The organism is Shewanella sp. 0m-8 (genome assembly GCF_052977265.1).
On record NZ_JBRIMB010000007.1, the window covers coordinates 1 to 16,659 of the forward strand.

General features: G+C 43.4%; 18 protein-coding genes. 4 read left to right on the forward strand and 14 right to left on the reverse strand.

The annotated features are described in order from the left end of the window. Nucleotides 1–395: 395 nt before the first annotated feature. The 12 genes from hemB to rraA form a co-directional block, all read right to left on the reverse strand. Nucleotides 396–1,406 (reverse strand): porphobilinogen synthase, encoded by a 1,011-nt coding sequence (gene hemB / locus ACVBIO_RS04825; RefSeq protein WP_447159808.1) that lies wholly within the window; start codon nucleotides 1,404–1,406, stop codon nucleotides 396–398. A 24-nt stretch (nucleotides 1,407–1,430) separates the two neighbouring features. Continuing rightward, entirely contained in the window at nucleotides 1,431–3,305 is a 1,875-nt protein-coding gene (locus ACVBIO_RS04830) for a sensor domain-containing diguanylate cyclase (protein ID WP_447172116.1), read from the reverse strand. Continuing rightward, on the reverse strand, nucleotides 3,305–4,099 hold the full coding sequence (locus ACVBIO_RS04835; RefSeq protein ID WP_447163298.1) for a TatD family hydrolase: 795 nt from the start codon (nucleotides 4,097–4,099) through the stop codon (nucleotides 3,305–3,307). Before ACVBIO_RS04835 ends, ACVBIO_RS04830 begins: the two co-directional genes overlap by 1 nt. Then, nucleotides 4,099–4,605, reverse strand: a complete 507-nt coding sequence (locus tag ACVBIO_RS04840) for a hypothetical protein (RefSeq protein ID WP_447159805.1) — start codon at nucleotides 4,603–4,605, stop codon at nucleotides 4,099–4,101. Before ACVBIO_RS04840 ends, ACVBIO_RS04835 begins: the two co-directional genes overlap by 1 nt. Before the next feature lie 172 nt (nucleotides 4,606–4,777). Next, complete coding sequence (tatC, locus tag ACVBIO_RS04845; RefSeq protein WP_447159804.1) at nucleotides 4,778–5,545, reverse strand: twin-arginine translocase subunit TatC; 768 nt, start codon at nucleotides 5,543–5,545, stop codon at nucleotides 4,778–4,780. 3 nt (nucleotides 5,546–5,548) lie between these two features. Further along, nucleotides 5,549–5,944, reverse strand: a complete 396-nt coding sequence (tatB, locus tag ACVBIO_RS04850; protein WP_447159803.1) for a Sec-independent protein translocase protein TatB — start codon at nucleotides 5,942–5,944, stop codon at nucleotides 5,549–5,551. 6 nt (nucleotides 5,945–5,950) lie between these two features. Then, nucleotides 5,951–6,220 carry a Sec-independent protein translocase subunit TatA gene (gene tatA / locus ACVBIO_RS04855; RefSeq protein ID WP_447159802.1) on the reverse strand — a complete coding sequence of 90 codons (270 nt, stop codon included), beginning with the start codon at nucleotides 6,218–6,220 and terminating at the stop codon, nucleotides 5,951–5,953. A 60-nt stretch (nucleotides 6,221–6,280) separates the two neighbouring features. Further along, on the reverse strand, nucleotides 6,281–7,930 hold the full coding sequence (gene ubiB, locus ACVBIO_RS04860) for a ubiquinone biosynthesis regulatory protein kinase UbiB (protein WP_447159801.1): 1,650 nt from the start codon (nucleotides 7,928–7,930) through the stop codon (nucleotides 6,281–6,283). Continuing rightward, on the reverse strand, nucleotides 7,927–8,550 hold the full coding sequence (locus ACVBIO_RS04865) for a ubiquinone biosynthesis accessory factor UbiJ (RefSeq protein ID WP_447159800.1): 624 nt from the start codon (nucleotides 8,548–8,550) through the stop codon (nucleotides 7,927–7,929). Before ACVBIO_RS04865 ends, ubiB begins: the two co-directional genes overlap by 4 nt. 11 nt (nucleotides 8,551–8,561) lie before the next feature. Then, complete coding sequence (ubiE, locus tag ACVBIO_RS04870) at nucleotides 8,562–9,317, reverse strand: bifunctional demethylmenaquinone methyltransferase/2-methoxy-6-polyprenyl-1,4-benzoquinol methylase UbiE (protein ID WP_447159799.1); 756 nt, start codon at nucleotides 9,315–9,317, stop codon at nucleotides 8,562–8,564. A 204-nt stretch (nucleotides 9,318–9,521) separates the two neighbouring features. Then, nucleotides 9,522–10,556: a formimidoylglutamase gene (locus ACVBIO_RS04875; RefSeq protein ID WP_447172117.1), complete on the reverse strand. Its 1,035-nt coding sequence runs from the start codon at nucleotides 10,554–10,556 to the stop codon at nucleotides 9,522–9,524. 230 nt (nucleotides 10,557–10,786) lie between these two features. Then, entirely contained in the window at nucleotides 10,787–11,272 is a 486-nt protein-coding gene (rraA, locus tag ACVBIO_RS04880; RefSeq protein WP_447159797.1) for a ribonuclease E activity regulator RraA, read from the reverse strand. A 338-nt stretch (nucleotides 11,273–11,610) separates the two neighbouring features. Here rraA and ACVBIO_RS04885 point away from each other — a divergent pair, with 338 nt between their 5' ends. The 4 genes from ACVBIO_RS04885 to ACVBIO_RS04900 all read left to right on the forward strand — a co-directional run bounded on the left by ACVBIO_RS04885 (nucleotide 11,611) and on the right by ACVBIO_RS04900 (nucleotide 14,500). Continuing rightward, complete coding sequence (locus tag ACVBIO_RS04885; protein WP_447159796.1) at nucleotides 11,611–11,862, forward strand: YgjV family protein; 252 nt, start codon at nucleotides 11,611–11,613, stop codon at nucleotides 11,860–11,862. 306 nt (nucleotides 11,863–12,168) lie between these two features. Beyond that, nucleotides 12,169–12,681, forward strand: coding sequence for a phosphatase PAP2 family protein (locus ACVBIO_RS04890; RefSeq protein ID WP_447163301.1), 513 nt, complete (start codon nucleotides 12,169–12,171; stop codon nucleotides 12,679–12,681). A gap of 9 nt (nucleotides 12,682–12,690) precedes the next feature. Then, nucleotides 12,691–13,746 carry an MJ1255/VC2487 family glycosyltransferase gene (locus ACVBIO_RS04895; protein WP_447159795.1) on the forward strand — a complete coding sequence of 352 codons (1,056 nt, stop codon included), beginning with the start codon at nucleotides 12,691–12,693 and terminating at the stop codon, nucleotides 13,744–13,746. 82 nt (nucleotides 13,747–13,828) lie between these two features. Then, the gene (locus ACVBIO_RS04900) at nucleotides 13,829–14,500 is read left to right on the forward strand and encodes a Crp/Fnr family transcriptional regulator (protein ID WP_447159794.1); all 672 of its coding nucleotides are present in this window, start codon (nucleotides 13,829–13,831) and stop codon (nucleotides 14,498–14,500) included. A 53-nt stretch (nucleotides 14,501–14,553) separates the two neighbouring features. Here ACVBIO_RS04900 and tsgA read toward each other — a convergent pair whose 3' ends face one another. Beyond that, nucleotides 14,554–15,723, reverse strand: a complete 1,170-nt coding sequence (gene tsgA / locus ACVBIO_RS04905; RefSeq protein ID WP_447172118.1) for an MFS transporter TsgA — start codon at nucleotides 15,721–15,723, stop codon at nucleotides 14,554–14,556. A gap of 93 nt (nucleotides 15,724–15,816) precedes the next feature. Further along, on the reverse strand, nucleotides 15,817–16,521 hold the full coding sequence (gene deoD, locus ACVBIO_RS04910; protein ID WP_447159792.1) for a purine-nucleoside phosphorylase: 705 nt from the start codon (nucleotides 16,519–16,521) through the stop codon (nucleotides 15,817–15,819). Between the last annotated feature and the right edge of the window lie 138 nt (nucleotides 16,522–16,659).

A 16,659-nucleotide genomic window follows, 5' to 3' on the forward strand; every position in this document is an offset into this window, starting at 1 on the left:
TAAAGTTATCCATAACCACAAATGAAGAGAATACGATGAATGCAATTAGATCATATTTTTACTTAGATTGGTATTACACCCACATGTGTTCGCTCCGTAAACCGATCCGTTTACGTGGATCTTTTTCTGCTCTAGATAAAGCCAAAGCTTCTTCAGCGCTGTAGTTTTTTAAAAGGGGAATACGGGTTGTTTGTGATACCTAGATTAGATCACAACTCTTTATTGATTAGTATAAATCAGTTTTTTTTGTTGTACGCTCTAGTAGCAAACAGAACACTTGGTTTTTCAAAGGAGCAAGAGTCTAGTGGGTGGTTTGGAAATAAGGGGTGAGGCTAATATGAAGGGAGAATGAAAAAGCCAGAGGCATTCTCTGGCTTTTTAATGACTAGGTTAAATTATTTGTCTTCTTTTAACCACTGAGCAGCGCGTTTAGCGAAGTAGGTTAGAATGCCATCTGCACCTGCCCGTTTAAAGCAAAGCAATGATTCCATAACGATAGCTTTCTCAGCTAACCAACCATTTTGAATTGCAGCCATGTGCATCGCGTATTCACCGCTTACTTGGTAAGCAAAAGTGGGTACAGCGAGCTCAGTCTTGACACGATGAACGATATCTAAATATGGCATGCCAGGCTTAACCATAACCATATCAGCGCCTTCTTGAATATCTAGAGCGACTTCATGCAGGGCTTCATCGCTGTTAGCTGGATCCATTTGGTAGCTATGCTTATTGCCACCTTTAAGGTTTCCTGCTGAGCCAACGGCATCACGGAAAGGTCCGTAGTAATTTGAAGAGTACTTAGCTGAGTACGCCATGATTTGGGTGTTAACGTGACCAGCTTCTTCTAGCGCTTGGCGAATCGCGCCAATACGCCCATCCATCATATCTGATGGCGCAACAATATCTGCACCAGCTTCAGCATGTGATAGTGCCTGTTTTACTAAAATTTCAGTTGTAATGTCATTCATGATGTAGCCGGTTTCATCAATGATGCCGTCTTGACCATGAGTCGTAAACGGATCAAGTGCTACGTCAGTCATCACACCTAACTGAGGGAAGGCTTCTTTCAGTGCGCGCACAGCACGCTGTGCTAAGGCATCTGCATTGTAGGCTTCTTCGGCCATCAAAGTCTTTTTCTCAGCTGGAGTCACTGGGAAAAGAGCGATCAGAGGAATACCTAGTTCCACTAGCTCTTCGGCTTCTTTAAGCAGAAGATCGATAGATAATCGTTCAACACCAGGCATTGAGGCGACTTGCTCTGTGCGATTGTTCCCTTCGAGAACAAACATTGGGTAGATTAAATCGTTAACTGTTAATCGATTTTCAGCCATTAAGCGGCGACTAAATTCATGTTTGCGCATACGACGCATTCTACGTTGTGGGTAGGCACTGGTAATAATATTCACATTAGGCTCCAGACGATGGTGATATTAATCTTGTTCAGGGCTGTATAACTTAATACGGTTACGCCCTTCATTCTTGGCTTGATAAAGTGCTTTATCAGCCTGTTCTAATAACAAGGTGGTATGGTCTTCTGAGGTGACAATTTCACTGCTCACCCCAATACTTACCGTTAGAGGGATGGCATTGCCTTCCCAGTAAATAACGAGTTCATCGATAACTTTTCTAATTGTCTCAGCGACTTGCTCAGCACCAATTTGATCAGTATTGGGTAATATAATAGCAAACTCCTCACCACCAAAACGTGATACTAGATCGGTTGGTCGCTTTAAGTTTTCTTTTAATTTATTAGCGACCACTCGTAAGGCGTGGTCACCAGCAAGGTGACCGTAGGAGTCATTAATTGATTTGAAACGATCCAAATCAAGCATCAAAATTGCCATTGGAGACTGCTGCCTACGGCTAATTCGGCCCTCTGCAATAATACGCCGATCAAATGAATTACGGTTTTTCACGCCGGTAAGGCTGTCTTTTGTTGTCTGTTCGGTGAGCTTTTGATTCGCTTCATTAAGCTCTCTTAAAGCAATCTCTAACTCAAGGGTTCGCTCTTGTACCATTTGGGCTAATTGCTCACTACTTCTGGCTTCAATTCGTAGCGCTTCTTCTTTATTGTCTTTGGCAAGTTTTGCTTGGGCTAAGGCCTCTTTTTGGACTTTCTGTTTAGATAAACGTTCGTCGTTATAGCGGATGGCTAATAGCGCAGCCATAAAAATAACTTCTATGCTTAGTCCAACCAAAAAAGGGGTTTTAGGGTCAATAGTCCAATTGAGCAGGCCTAAATAGATAGCCCCGGATATCAACGCACCTAGCATCATGCCCGCCCAGCCAATCGCAAATAGTTTTGCTAGCTTGTAGCCCTTAATTGCTTGGGTCACCGACATATACATCAGCATAAGGCTTGCAAACATGACGGCGTAAATATTAATAATTAGCGCGGCCGTGTAGTTAAGTAGTAAGCCAAGAAACAGCAGCAATACAGAAAGGGCTGCACTGGAACGGCAGAGCCTTAGCATGGCTTGGTTGTGATGTTTTAGTTGCATAACCTTCTCTGAGAACAGGAAGGCGAACATCATTGATAAGCTTAGCAGGGCTGGTAATGCGTACTCTTGAAAAATCGGCCAATTTGGCCAAATAAATCGAAAGGCTAAGCCGTGCAGGGTCGCGACAAATAGAGTAATAGAAAGTACATAACCTGCATAATAGCTATAACTGAATGAATTGGATGTGATGGCAATCAGTAAACTAAAGATACCAATAGCCATCAGTACACCTATCTGAAAACCATAGAAAATAGACTGCTGCTCCGCATTTTGATAATAAGCGTCGCTGTTCCATAAGGTGATAGGGAGGTACGCTGAGCCAGTCCCCTTTATTCGTAAGTAGAATCTATGGCTATCATGTTGTTGGCTGCTAAAAGGGTATAAAAAGTCAGTGCTTAGAATAGGTCTTTGACTAAAGGGATAGTTATCGCCGACATTTAGCTGCTCCACTAGAGTCGAACGGTTAAAATGGTATAGCTCAATATAATCAATATGCGGGTTGGTTATCGACAAAATCTGCTGTCTAGGTTCATGGTTATGCTGCTTAAGACTGAACCTAACCCAATACGATTTTTGCCCAATCCCTGTGATGCTTTTAGGATCGTATGGTTGCCATTGTCGCTCTGTAAAGTTTACGGCTTGCTGTATGTTCGAGTCTGGCAGTGCCTCAGCAATATATAGCTGAGGTGATAGCTGAACCTCTGTGGTGTGTTGTTCACTGACAAATTGGTGGTTTTCGGCATTGACGATATTAGAAAAGCTGAATAGAGCGATAAGAGCAATAAGCTGAAAGTGAAAAAGCATTAAAAATCCAATCCAAAAAAACGGCGACTATTTTTATAGGTATTATCTGCAAAAGTACTCATGTCTTGTTTTTTTAGATCGGCAATATACTGAGCGATATAAGGTAGATATTTGGGTTCGTTTTTACTCGACTTAGGCTTTGGCCGCATACTTCTTGGTAAAAGGTATGGGCTGTCTGTTTCGATAAGAAGACGATTATCTGGAATATACGGGACAATCGAAGCCAGCTCTTGGCCACGGCGCTCATCACAAACCCACCCAGTAACCCCAAGATAAATATCTTGCTCTATATAAGCTTCGAGAGACTGCATATTGCCTGTAAAACAGTGCAGCAGCGCTGCGGGGAGATCTGTGCGATATTCTTTTAAAATAGCTAAGAAATCTGGGTGAGCATCGCGTTCATGCATTAACACTGGCATTTCTAGCTCAACAGCGAGCGCTAGCTGCTTAGCAAAAACGTTTCGCTGCACATCCCGTGGTGAAAAATCTCGATTGTAATCAAGACCGCATTCGCCTATGGCAATGACGCATGGCGACTGTGCAAGCATACGGATAGTGTTAGCGCTACTTGTTTGCCATTCACTGGCATGATGAGGGTGAATACCTGCAGTGCTATAGAGTTGATCAGGAAACTGCTCACATAGGGCGATAGCGTGCTTGCTTTCATCTAAGTGGCTACCAATAACAACCATAGAAGTGACCGACTGATTAGTCGCATCTTCAATTACACGTTGAATATCTTTTTCAAGCGAGCTGCCGATAAGATTGACAGCTATATCCATATATTGAGGCATTACTTTAGACGCTTTACTCGAATAGTCGTGTTACGGTCATCCGTACCTAGCATAAATGAACCAAAAGCCGCTTTTTCAATAAAGACTTTTTGCCCTGGTTTTATCCGGAAGGTGCGGTTATCTGTTTGTTTCCAGACTTGATCGTTGGCAAATGAAATTTTTAAGGCGCCGTAAGCATCTTTAGATACTTTTGCAACCTCTAGGTAGATCTTGCTTATCTCTTCTTTGTCGGCTTTTTTTACTTGGCCAAAGTCATCATGTGATGTTTTGTTTGCCGTTGATGCGACGGCAGTGGTTGATGCCGCAACGGCGACGGTTTCTGTAACTGGGAGCTGTCCAGTTTTAGTTGAATTTAGTGATGAAGAAAGCTTGTCATAACAAATTAATCGTTCGAGCTTATCTTGAATTGCTGCGCATTGTGTTAACTGAGTTTCAACGGATGCATGGGCGCCGCTTGAGATAAGTAAAGACGCTGTGGTAAGTAGCAATAAGTGTTGCTTGATCATCAATAACTTCCTTTTATTTTTATAAAGCAGGTTTTAGACTGATTTTACATTTTATTAGGCGAATTGAAACATTAATGTTATTGATGGTTTAATGCTGTAAAAACAAAAAAAAGGCACTATCTCTGTTGATTTATAACGAGATAATACCTTTTTATAAGCTTAACAAGAAAGTCTATTGTGACTCAGATTCTTTCTGTTCATCTCCGTCTTCGCTTTCGTCGTCTTGATTACCTTTGCTGTAGAAGCGTGCGGCAATCAAACCTGCTTCAAACAAAATTAGCATAGGAATTGCTAGCATCGTTTGTGAGATAATATCTGGAGGCGTTAAAAGCATACCGATAACAAAGGCGCCAACAACAATGTAAGGGCGTTTCTGTTTCAGGTCTTCAGGTGTTGTTACACCTGCCCAGCATAACAGAATCACTGCTACAGGGATTTCAAACGCTAAACCAAAAGCAAAGAACAACTTTAGAATAAAGCTTAGATAGCTGCTGATATCAGTTGCGACCTCTACCCCTTCTGGTGCGGCACTGGCGAAGAAGCCAAAGACGACCGGAAAAACTATATAGTAAGCAAAAGCGATACCTAGATAAAAAAGGAGTGTGCTACTGGTTAGTAATGGCACAACCAGACGCTTTTCATGCTTATATAGACCAGGTGCGACAAAAGACCACACTTGGTAAAGAACATAAGGAACTGCAACAAAAAACGACAGAACCAGTGTTAATTTAAAAGGGGCAAAAAATGGCGCAGCTACATCAGTTGCAATCATGCTGCTTGATTCAGGCAGAACTTGCATTAATGGGGTGGCCATATAATGGTAGATATCGTTAGCCCAGTAGACTAAGCAAATAAATACCAAAAGAACACTGCCAATTGCTTTTAGCAACTTAGTGCGTAATTCAAGCAAATGGCTAATTAATGGCTGCTGTTGTGACATGGACTACCCGTTAGGTTTGTCTGAATTAGCACTCGTTGTCGCACTTGTCTCTGCAGGAGGGGTTTCTTTGGCTGGTGTATCCTTCGCCGCTGGAACGTCTTCTACTTGATAAGGACGATTAACAGATTGAGCCGCTTCTTTTAATTGATCGATTGAATCCTGTAACTCTGGAGAAAGGTTCTTTAAACCCTGACTCTCTGCATTTTTCAAATCAGAGTGCAGTTGCTCAATTTTAAGCTCTTGCTCTAATTCGTCTTTTACCGAGTTAGCCATTTTTTTCATGGCGCGGATCCAGCTAGAAATTGAGCGCACAGCGGTTGGGAGTCTTTCAGGGCCAAGTACGACAAGGCCCAAGATCCCAATCAGCAGCAACTCCATAAAGCCGATACCGTCGAACATAGTCGATTATGCCTGTTCTTTGCCTTTAGACTCAGCCTTTTTCTCGGCTGTCTCTGCAACTTTTGCAGTTTCTGTCACTTTTGCAGTGTCTGCAGTTGGTTTGTCAGTTGCGTTTTCTTCTAAAGCTTTCTTTTCTTCTTCAGAAGACATTGCGTTCTTAAAGCCTTTAACTGCACCACCTAAATCGCCGCCTAGTGAACGTAACTTCTTAGTTCCAAACAATAATACGACAATCAAAGCAATAATAAGAAGTTGCCAAATACTAATGCCACCCATGGATGAATCCTCTTAATTAGATACTGGTTCCATTATGAACCTTTGGTTATTTAGGTCTAGCTAAATTTTGCGATTCTTTGGTCTAGATCGCCATCCGAGCACCCACAGAGTGATGCCTATGCCAATACTGCCATAAGAGGGCCATAGTGTAGCGTCTTCGTTTAACAAAATAGTGCCACAGATCACTAAAACAGCTGATGTAATTAAAAGATAGTTACTTTTATGAGCTTTTTGCTGATGTTTGAGATACCGATCTAACAAATTATTCTGGTTTTTAGATAGGTTGCGACCCATTTTTAGGTTGTCGTAGATAAGCTCTGGTAATTCTGGCAAATGTTCGGCCCAATAAGGTAACTGTTTCTTAACCTTGTCGGCCATTGCTTTTGGCCCAACTTGCTCCGCCATCCATTGCTCTAAAAAAGGTTTTGCTGTTTGCCATAAGTCTAGTTGTGGGTATAGCTGACGGCCTAGCCCTTCGATGTACAGCAAGGTTTTTTCGAGTAGTACCAGTTGGGGTTGAACAACGATGTCAAAACGCCGAGCCGTTCTAAAAAGCTCGAGTAAAACGTGTCCAAATGAAATCTCATCCAGTGGCTTGTTGAACATAGGCTCACAAACGACTTTTACTGCTTGTTCAAATGCACCGACATCGGTATCTGGCGAAACCCAGCCTGATTCTATATATAACTGAGCAATACGGCGGTAATCGCGATTGAAAAAGGCTAAAAAATTCTCAGCTAAGTAACGCTTATCTTCATCGGTTAAAGTGCCCATAATGCCGCAGTCCAAACCGATATAGAAAGGATCGTTAGGGTGCTCACGGCTAACAAAAATATTGCCTGGGTGCATATCGGCATGGAAAAAGTTATCACGGAACACCTGTGTGAAGAAGAGTTCCACCCCGCGTTCTGCAAGCAACTTTAAGTTAGTGCCTTGTGCCTCTAGCGCGGCTTTATCTGAAACGGGTACACCATCAATGCGCTCCATTACGATAAGGCGGGTAAAGCATAGTTCCTCGTACATATACGGAATATATAACGCATTGGAATCGAGGAAGTTATTACGTAACTTTATGGCATTAAGGGCTTCAAGCTTGAGGTTTAGTTCGCCTTCAATTGTGGTGCGATAGTCTTCAATCACTTCTGCTGGGCGTAAGCGGTTATTGGCACCGAGTAAACTTTCTAAGACAGCGGCTGCTTGCGACATCAAGAGGATGTCAGCATGTACTTTTTGTTCGACATCGGGGCGTAAAACTTTTAAAACCACCGCTGCACCATTAGATTTAAGTGTTGCAGTATGAACTTGAGAGATAGAAGCTGACGCTAACGGTGTATCGTTAAAGTCATCGAAATAGGTTTCAATAGGGGCATTGAGCTCCGATTCTATAGAGGCACGCGCAATGGCTGAATCAAAAGGCGGCACTCTGTCTTGCAGCATCGCAAGCTCTTCGGCCCATTCATCAGATAGTAGGTCTCGACGCGTCGATAGCATCTGGCCGAATTTGATGTAAACCGGCCCAAGCTCCTGCATTGCTAACTTTAAACGTTCACCACCCACTTTATCTTTGTGTTGGTTTCGTAGCCAGAAGAAGCAACCCCTTAACAGTTTGAAGTACCAAGGCGTTAACTTAGAAGGAATTAAATCATCGAGTCCGTAATGCAAAGCAGTACGAATGACGTGATAAGCGCGCCTGATACTTTTTACTGTCATGGTTTCATTTTTACCCTGTTGATAAGTTGGTCTACTCGTGTAGCCATAGCGTCGACATCGACAGCTAAATCATCGATTCTATCACTTAAATGGATATATTCGAGTTTATGAGGAGCGAGCCTATATTCTTCGATTGTGAGCTGGCCAAGGTGTGAGCGAGTTTTACGCAGCACATCTGTCAGGTCATTTTTGGCTTGTTTGAGGCCTTGGCTAAGAAAGTGCGTTGGCGCGTCACCAATATAGCGTGAGATAGGCTCTGCTATGTCAATCTCAATTTGCTGCATATAATGACTAAAGGTCTGTAATAGGCTTAAGTCACCTTCGAGACTGAGTTTATCTTGCTTAATCAGCTCGGTAAGGTTGGCACCTTCAGTCAGCTGGTAAAGCGTAGTGATATCGGCATTCACTTTAGTGGTAACTTCGCCTTCGTAGCGAGAGAAAACTTGGATCTCTTTGGCAAATAAAAAGTAAAGCGGCCAGTTGAGCTGTGATAGTTGAATGCATAAGACCTTGCCGTGAAGAGTACGCAACTTTGCGTAGTCTTCAGGAGATTGCGAGATCAGCTTATTTAAACTGATCTCTATCGCGGCGCAGGCAAGTAATGGCAGGTCACGAGACATAGTGAGTCCAATCAGAATTTATAGCCCTTGTGTAAGGCAACGATACCGTCAGTCATGTTGGTGTAGTTGACTTGTTCAAAGCCCGCATCTTCCATCATCTGCTTTAAGGTATCTTGATCTGGGTGCATACGGATAGATTCAGCCAGATATTCATAGCTGTCTGCATCTTTGGTGATGAGTGATCCCATCTTTGGCAGTACTTTAAAGCTATACAGATCGTAAATTTTACGCATAATTTCATGCTGAGGTTTAGAGAACTCAAGTACCAGTAGCTTTCCGCCCGGCTTTAATACGCGCAGCATTGATGCAATCGCTGCATCTTTATTGGTTACATTTCGTAGACCAAAAGCAATGGTGATGATATCAAAGTGGTTATCAGGAAAAGGCAGTGCTTCAGCGTTTGCTTGCACGTAATTCACGTTGCCTACAATACCTTTATCTCTTAACTTCTCACGACCCACTTTAAGCATTGAGTCGTTAATATCAGCTAACGTCACTTGGCCTGTTTCACCGACAATGCGAGAAAACTTAGCCGTTAAATCACCGGTACCACCGGCTAAGTCTAACACCTTCATACCTGGGCGCGCACCTGCACTTTCGATAGTGAAGCGCTTCCACATACGGTGGATACCGAAAGACATGACGTCATTCATAATGTCGTACTTTGCGGCGACAGAATGGAATACGCCAGCGACCATGTCGGCTTTCTTCTCTGCTTCAATCGTTTTGTAACCGAAGTGAGTGCTCTTTGGAGTGTCCTCTGACATCTATCTATTCCTATAACGTTAGCAATTAAATTGTTGCGATTGTAAGCCATTGAACTGGATTGCTGAATCTTTCATCTACCACTCTGTGACGAAGGTTAACTATCCATCAAATGATAATAAAAAAATGAGTGATGACGCAGGCTATCGCAAAATTGACAGCGCATTACACCACAATCTTTACCAATGTTGAATAATTATTACTGGCTATAGAGCATTAATACGTCCGCTTATGTAGGAGTAGATCAATTCACTAATGCTTTGGCCTGTTTCGCGGTGGCCAGCTTCTGCTCCTGCAACATGGCAGCAAGGCGCCGCTTCTGCTAAATGCAGGTAGGCGCTTGGGCAATGTTTGGCGATATAACTGACATAATGCAGTGCATCGAGTAACGGTACACCAGCGGCGGTGGATGCACTGCTTGGCATGTTAGTGATGGCGTCAAGATCGAGCTCTATAGCTACGGGAAGTTGGGTGTTATTAAGATCTTTGCTTATCGTTTTTAATGCTGTTTCTAGGCTGATCTCACGACGAACCCAGATCTGCTGCAAGCTATGCCAATGGCCACCAAAAGCTTTTAGTTGCTCGAGTGTCGTTTCGCTATTTTTTAGTTCATGTAGGCCAACTACATGATAATAGCCTAGTGCCCCCGACGCTGCTGCGTAGCTAAAACCATTACCACTATGGCGGCCTTCTTTAGGCCTAAAATCTGAATGTGGATCCATATTCACCGCCGCGATAGGGCGTTTAAATGCACTTTTTGCAGCCATTAATAAGCCGTAGGCATTGTTATGCCCGCCTCCAATGACGATAGGTTCGAGTCCGGCGCTAAAGACCTGAGACAGAATTAGCATGACTCGCTCGTCCAATAGCTCGACATTGTTGCGTAACTCATCAGCTGACGCGCTATTAGGAAGCTGAAGATCTTGGGTATTAATTTGCCCTAGTACTAAGCATTGTTGGCCACAGAGGAATCGGTTTGACTGCAGATTAAGAAATTGGCCCATGGCGCTATCAAATGCATCGGTTGCGCCTCCTCTGCCTAAATTAGCCCGAGGACCAATATCCTCTCCTATTCCGATAAGAGCAAAGCGCGCACCATTTTGTTTAGCCAGCGCCAAATTACTGCTGAGATCTAAATTGTGATCCGCAAGCTGAACTCTTTGTCCTAGCTTGGTTTCGCCATCGCGTGTATTGAGCAGCGTCAGAAGTGTGGCTTGGTTGAAGAGTGTCAAATGCTGCATGTTATTATTCTTATTGTTAGCTCTGATAGCCGTTAGTTTAAGCGGATTAATCCTATTCGCAAGTAGGGGAGAGAGGTATAGAGCTTAACGGATAAATACAGGCACAAAAAAACCAGTCACTTAGGACTGGTTTTTAAATCATCTTGAGCTGGCTCGAGACTGAAATAAACGAACTAACTTTATAGAACTGACTTTATAAAATGGCTCAATAGCGCCTGTTCTCTATCAGATTAGTCGATGTCTAGCGGCTCTGGTGAAAGAATGATACCAGTGTTGTCAGCATAGACGTGATCGCCTGGTAAGAAAGTTACACCACCAAAGTTTACCGGGATTTCTAGTTCACCCACTGCATTGCTGTCAGCGCCAACAGGAATCGAGGCTAATGCTTGGATACCAATGTCTAAATCCTCTAGTGCATCAACATCACGAACAGTACCGTAAACGATGATACCTTCCCAGTTATTAGCTACAGCGACTTCTGCAATTTTGGCATCGAGAAGTGCACGGCGAAGTGATCCACCGCCATCAATTAATAGTACTTTACCTTCTCCATCTTCTTGAACGGCATCAATGATAAGGCCATTGTCTTCAAAACATTTAATGGTGCTAATTGAGCCACCAAAAGAGTTACAACCCCCGAAATTACTGAACATGGGTTCGACAACATCAACAACATCGATATAAGTGTCACAAAGTTCTGAGGTGTTGTATTCCATAAGAACACTCCTGATAGATAGAGATGCTCAGAAGTCCGAGCAAGCAAGTAGTTTCACTCAGTATATAAGGGATTCTTAAAAAGAAAAGTGTTATCAATCACGCAATTGTCTATTAAGGCAGCGTTTGAGTTTGTTGTAGTAATTTTTCTCCCATTTGTTCAATAAAGCCACAAAAACATGATTCAAGTCATTATATGACGTTTTATTATTACAATTAGTGGCTATGTTTGTTAGCATGTTGTCAGATAATTTAACTTAAACTCTAATTTTTACCCGCTTTAGGGGCAAGGATCCCCCAGCTAGCTTAGGGAAGGCATAGGGCCTAAAAAAGGTGCCTTATGGAAGCTGTTAATACTATTGAGATCATCGGCTATGCCGCATCAGTGATGGTGGCGATTTCACTTATGATGAAAGACATTATTTGGTTGAGATGTCTTAACTTTACCGGATGTTCGCTGTTTGTCATTTACGGCGCATCAATTGAAGCATGGCCTGTAGCGGGTATGAATGCTTTCGTTGCCTGTATCAACATATACCATTTATTAAAGCTTTATCGTAATCGTAATAATGCTGAGCTTGCCTCTGAGTAGTCTGCAAAACGCCTATTAAACCAGCCTAGTGTACTTTGCTATCGGGCTGGTTACCTCCGTTTGTTTATTCCTATCCTTACTTCCCATCGTTACTTCCATTGTCATTTGTCATTGCATTCGCTTATCTGACGTTATTCATTGTGGTTATACACGCTAATTGTAAGCTCACCTGGCCGTTATCGCGTTCATTCGCTCAGACTTAATTAATGTGTGTCATAAAACTTTAGATAAGTTGTCACCGTGGTGTCATGGAGTTTTCATAGCTTGCCAATGATATAAGAGCGTAAAAATAATTGGGAGGTAATGATAATGGCTTCGATAACGACGTTAGATAGATCCCTTTACCGTTATATAGTCCAGCAAGGTCAGCAGCACGGGCTGCAAAAGTGGGCGCTTTCCCTATCTGCATCTGGCAACGGTCCAGTGTACCTTTATATGGCGGTGATATTTCTCATCATCGATAGCAAAGGTGAGTATCTGCTTAACTCGATGATTGCTGCATACCTTGTTGAGTTACCGTTGTATTTTGCACTCAAGAATATGATCCGCAGGCCTCGCCCTTGTCATGCCTTAGCTGACGGTGTGGCAAGCTTTGAACCCGCAGATAAATTTAGTTTGCCATCAGGTCATACCGCAGCGGCATTTGTTATGGCAACCAGTATCTACTTTATTTACCCGCAACTTTTTTACATCGCCGTAGCTTGGGCTTTGGCTATAGGTCTCGCTCGGGTGGTGCTGGGTGTGCATTACCCACTCGATATTGTTGCAGGCGCATTGCTGGGCATCGTCTCTGTATTACTGAGTCAGCAATTTATTTAGGAGTGTCATGTGCGAATTCTTTATGGTGTTCAAGGTACGGGGAATGGTCATTTAAGCCGCGCCAGGGTGATGGCAAAAGCCCTTCAGCGACAAGGTGTAGATGTTGATTTCTTTTTTTCTGGTCGCTCATCAGAGCAGTTCTTTGATATGCAATGTTTTGGTGAGTATCAGGTTCAATCTGGGCTGACATTTGCCACTGCAAATGGTCGAGTGAGTGTGGCAAAAACCGCAAAACAGAATGCCTGGTTTGGCTTTATTAAAGACATTAAGAATCTAGACTTAAGCGGTTATGACTTAGTGCTCAATGACTTTGAACCAGTGTCAGCCTGGGCCGCAAAAAATCAAGGCATCCCTTCTATCGGGATTAGTCACCAAGCCGCATTGAACTACCCCGTCCCTAAAGTGGGTGACAGTTGGTTTAATGAGGTCATGTTAAGTTATTTTGCGCCTGTGGATATTGCTTTAGGGTGTCACTGGCATCACTTCGGCTTTCCAATTTTACCGCCGTTTGTCGAGGTGGATAAAGTGCAGAAACAACTAGCACACAAGATCTTAGTCTACCTCCCCTTTGAATCACCGAATGAGATCATAAAATTTCTTACCCCCTTTAGCGACTATACCTTTTTGGTATATCACGCATCTACAGCTCGCCATCCTTTGCCCGAGCATATTCAGTGGCATGGTTTTGATAGAGCTGGTTTTAAAGCGGCGATGGCAAGTTGTGGGGGGGTGATTGGCAATGCGGGCTTTGAGCTTGCCAGCGAAGCATTAACACTGGGTAAAAAGTTATTGATTAAACCTTTATTAGGGCAATTTGAGCAGCAGTCTAACGTGGCAGCGCTAGAGCTGTTAGGCGCGGCAGAGTGCATGAAAACACATTTAGATCCGCATGCATTAAGGCGTTGGTTAAAAGACCCCATGCCAGAAGCGATTCAATACCCAGAAGTGGGGGATGCGCTAGTCACATGGTTACTGCAAGGGAATTGGAGCCAGCCCGAGGTATTATGCAAAGCACTATGGGACAACGTAAGCTTACCAGTGAGTTGGCAGAAAAAGAGCCCCTAGCCTGAGCAAGGTGCCTAGTATGCTAACAAAGGCGTATAATAAAAACATCAATCGCCTGAATGTAAACTAGACCAACAAAACTATGCAGCTAAAACCACTCGCAAAAGGGCGCTTCCATTCTTTATGGGAGCAAGAGCATGATGCTATTGAGCAGATTATGCGAGAGTGCATTACTGAGACCAAAACTGTAGCAGCGCAGCACAAGTTGATGCAGCAAGGTCAACAGGTTAATGCGTTAATCCTGGTGCCTCATGGACGGATTTCTATGGGCTATACCGCCAGAAATGGCCGCAGCTTTCAGTTGGGGACCATGACCTGTGATTCACAGCTATTTGGCGAAATGGAGTTCTTTACCGATTATCTATGCCAGCTGGATATCATTGCAGAGGAAACGTTAGAGATCTCGATTATTAATGGTGACAAGCTGCAACAGGCATTGCTCAAAACGCCGCAGTTTGCACTGTTTTTTGCCAGTGCAATAGCCATCGATTATCAGGACACAGTCGATATTTTTACCCGCAGAATGCTCTATCCGATAGCGTATAACATCGCCTATGATCTTTATCATCAGTATTTAAAAGACCAGCCGGTAGAAGGGTTTACTAAATGTTATTTAGAGGCGGAGCGCTTTGCGACAACTGACAGGGTTTATCGCCGTGCAGTCAAAAAACTCGAAGATCTTACACTAATAAAGCGAGAAAAAGAGGGGCTCATCATTTGTGATTTAGAAGGGTTGAAAGCGTTTATTGAATAGCTCTAAACCTATATGTAGGTTTAGAGCTATTATGTGCAAACTGAGCCTGAGCTTTATGCTGTTTGTTGAGTTAACGCGACTTTTTGGCGATTAGACAGTATCAACATTGCAATGATAAGCGCGTAGATAACCGGAATTGCGTACATGACGGTTTGTAGTCCGATAATGCTTTCAAATAGTGAGCTTATAGCTGGGCTGAACATTGCGCCAGCACTACCACTAATTAAGATATACGACACATTTCGGCTACTGGCATTTTTCACAAACGATACACCGTAAGCGATAAAGGCGTTATACAGTGCGGCACAAGCAAAACCATAGCCATAGGTTAAATAGCCAATCCAGTTTAAGTTATCTGTGGTGACGATAAGACTGGTAATGACTAATGCCAGTGAAATCATACCCATAATAAAGTGTTGGATTTTAACTCTCGATACAATCACTGTTGATACTAACGCACCCACTAAAGCAGCTGACCAGTACTGAGTGATGATGTTACCGGCTTCTTCAAATGGGATGTCGAATTTAGTCTTAACGAACATCGGCGCCCAAGTTAGGAAGGTATAAAGCGCTAACATACCAAGAAATAAGCCTAAACCGCCGCTAATAATGCCTAGGTTCCACTCCGATTGATCTTTGCTTGTGGCAGCTTCGCCCTTAGTTTCACAAAGCTCGAAGTTTGTGGCGAGTGCTATTGCTGCTGTAGCGAGTGCAACAATACCAACGGCAAGGTAGCTATAACTCCAAGAAAGTGCATTGCTTAGTGCGTAGGTCGTGATCAGTGGGAAGACCACACCTGCCACGTTAAAGGTGGCATCTTGCACGACTAGCATGGTGCTTTGAATTTTATCTTTCCATACCGATACCACTATCGTACCCGCAATACAAAGGCCTACACCGCCACAAAGGCCGATCACCGTCATTGCGACCATCACGATGCTCAGTGAGCCGGTAAAGTGAAGGGCTGCAGCGCTCAGGGCAATACTGACATAACTGAGTAGGGTGATACGCTTTATACCAATCTTTTCAATTAAGAAAAAGGCAGCAATAGTACCGGCTAGCGCGCCGCCATTAAGCAGCGAGAAGATGGAAGCGACTTCATTTACGTTGGCAGAGAATTTTTCGCTAATCGGTTCAATTAGCATACCGAATTGGGTTGCAAAGCCTGCCATCACGAAATTGGCTAAAAAGCTGAGCAAGGTTAGAGATATTTTGTTTTTCATCATCTATTCCTATTGTTGCTGTATCACCAGCTAAAAACGAATCATTAAAAAGAAAGCCGCTGGAAGCTAGGCTTCGAGCGGCTTATTTGAGTCTTATTGACAGGCTGTTTCTAAGGCCAGCTCAATCATTTGGTTAAAGGTGAGCTGACGCGCTTCTGCACTGGTCTCTTCGCCAGTTAAGCAGTGGTCAGAAACCGTTAGAATCGCGAGTGACTCAAAGCCTTTGTGGTGGGCAAGGCCGTATAGACCCGCCACTTCCATATCGACGCCTAATACGCCAAAACGTTCAAGAGCTGGGATCATATCTTCATCAGGATCGTAATACATGTCACCACTAAATACGTTACCGACTTTAACGTTGATCTGCTTTTGTTGTGCGATCATATAGGCTTTATGCAGTAGGTCGAAGGTTGCCGAAGTGGCCATCTGATAGCCACTGCTACGCTTAGCGTTAGTGGGTGAATCAGTACCCGCTGCTTGAGCTAGAATTACGTCATTAATTTTAACGTGTTGCTGAGTCGCGCCAAGGCTACCGACTCGAATAATGCGCTTTACCCCAAAGTCAGCAACAAGCTCATGGGCGTATAGCACCATAGATGGAATACCCATACCGTGGCCCATTACCGATATGCGCTGGCCTTTATAGAAGCCGGTGTAACCTAGCATATTACGGATGTTGGTTACTTCAACAGCATCTTCTAGAAAATTCTCTGCGATGTATTTGGCGCGAAGTGGATCGCCCGGCATGATGATTGTTTCAGCAAAATCGCCTGCTTTGCCATTGATATGTGCAGTCATGAGTTATCCTCTTTTTTGATTGCAGCAGATAGTAAATCTCGATGCGGTATGTATAGAGGACATAAGTCCGCATAGGCTGAAATATGCGCATTTTTTTGTATTTGCTCACAGAAAAGTGGCGGGTATAGGCAGAGTTTT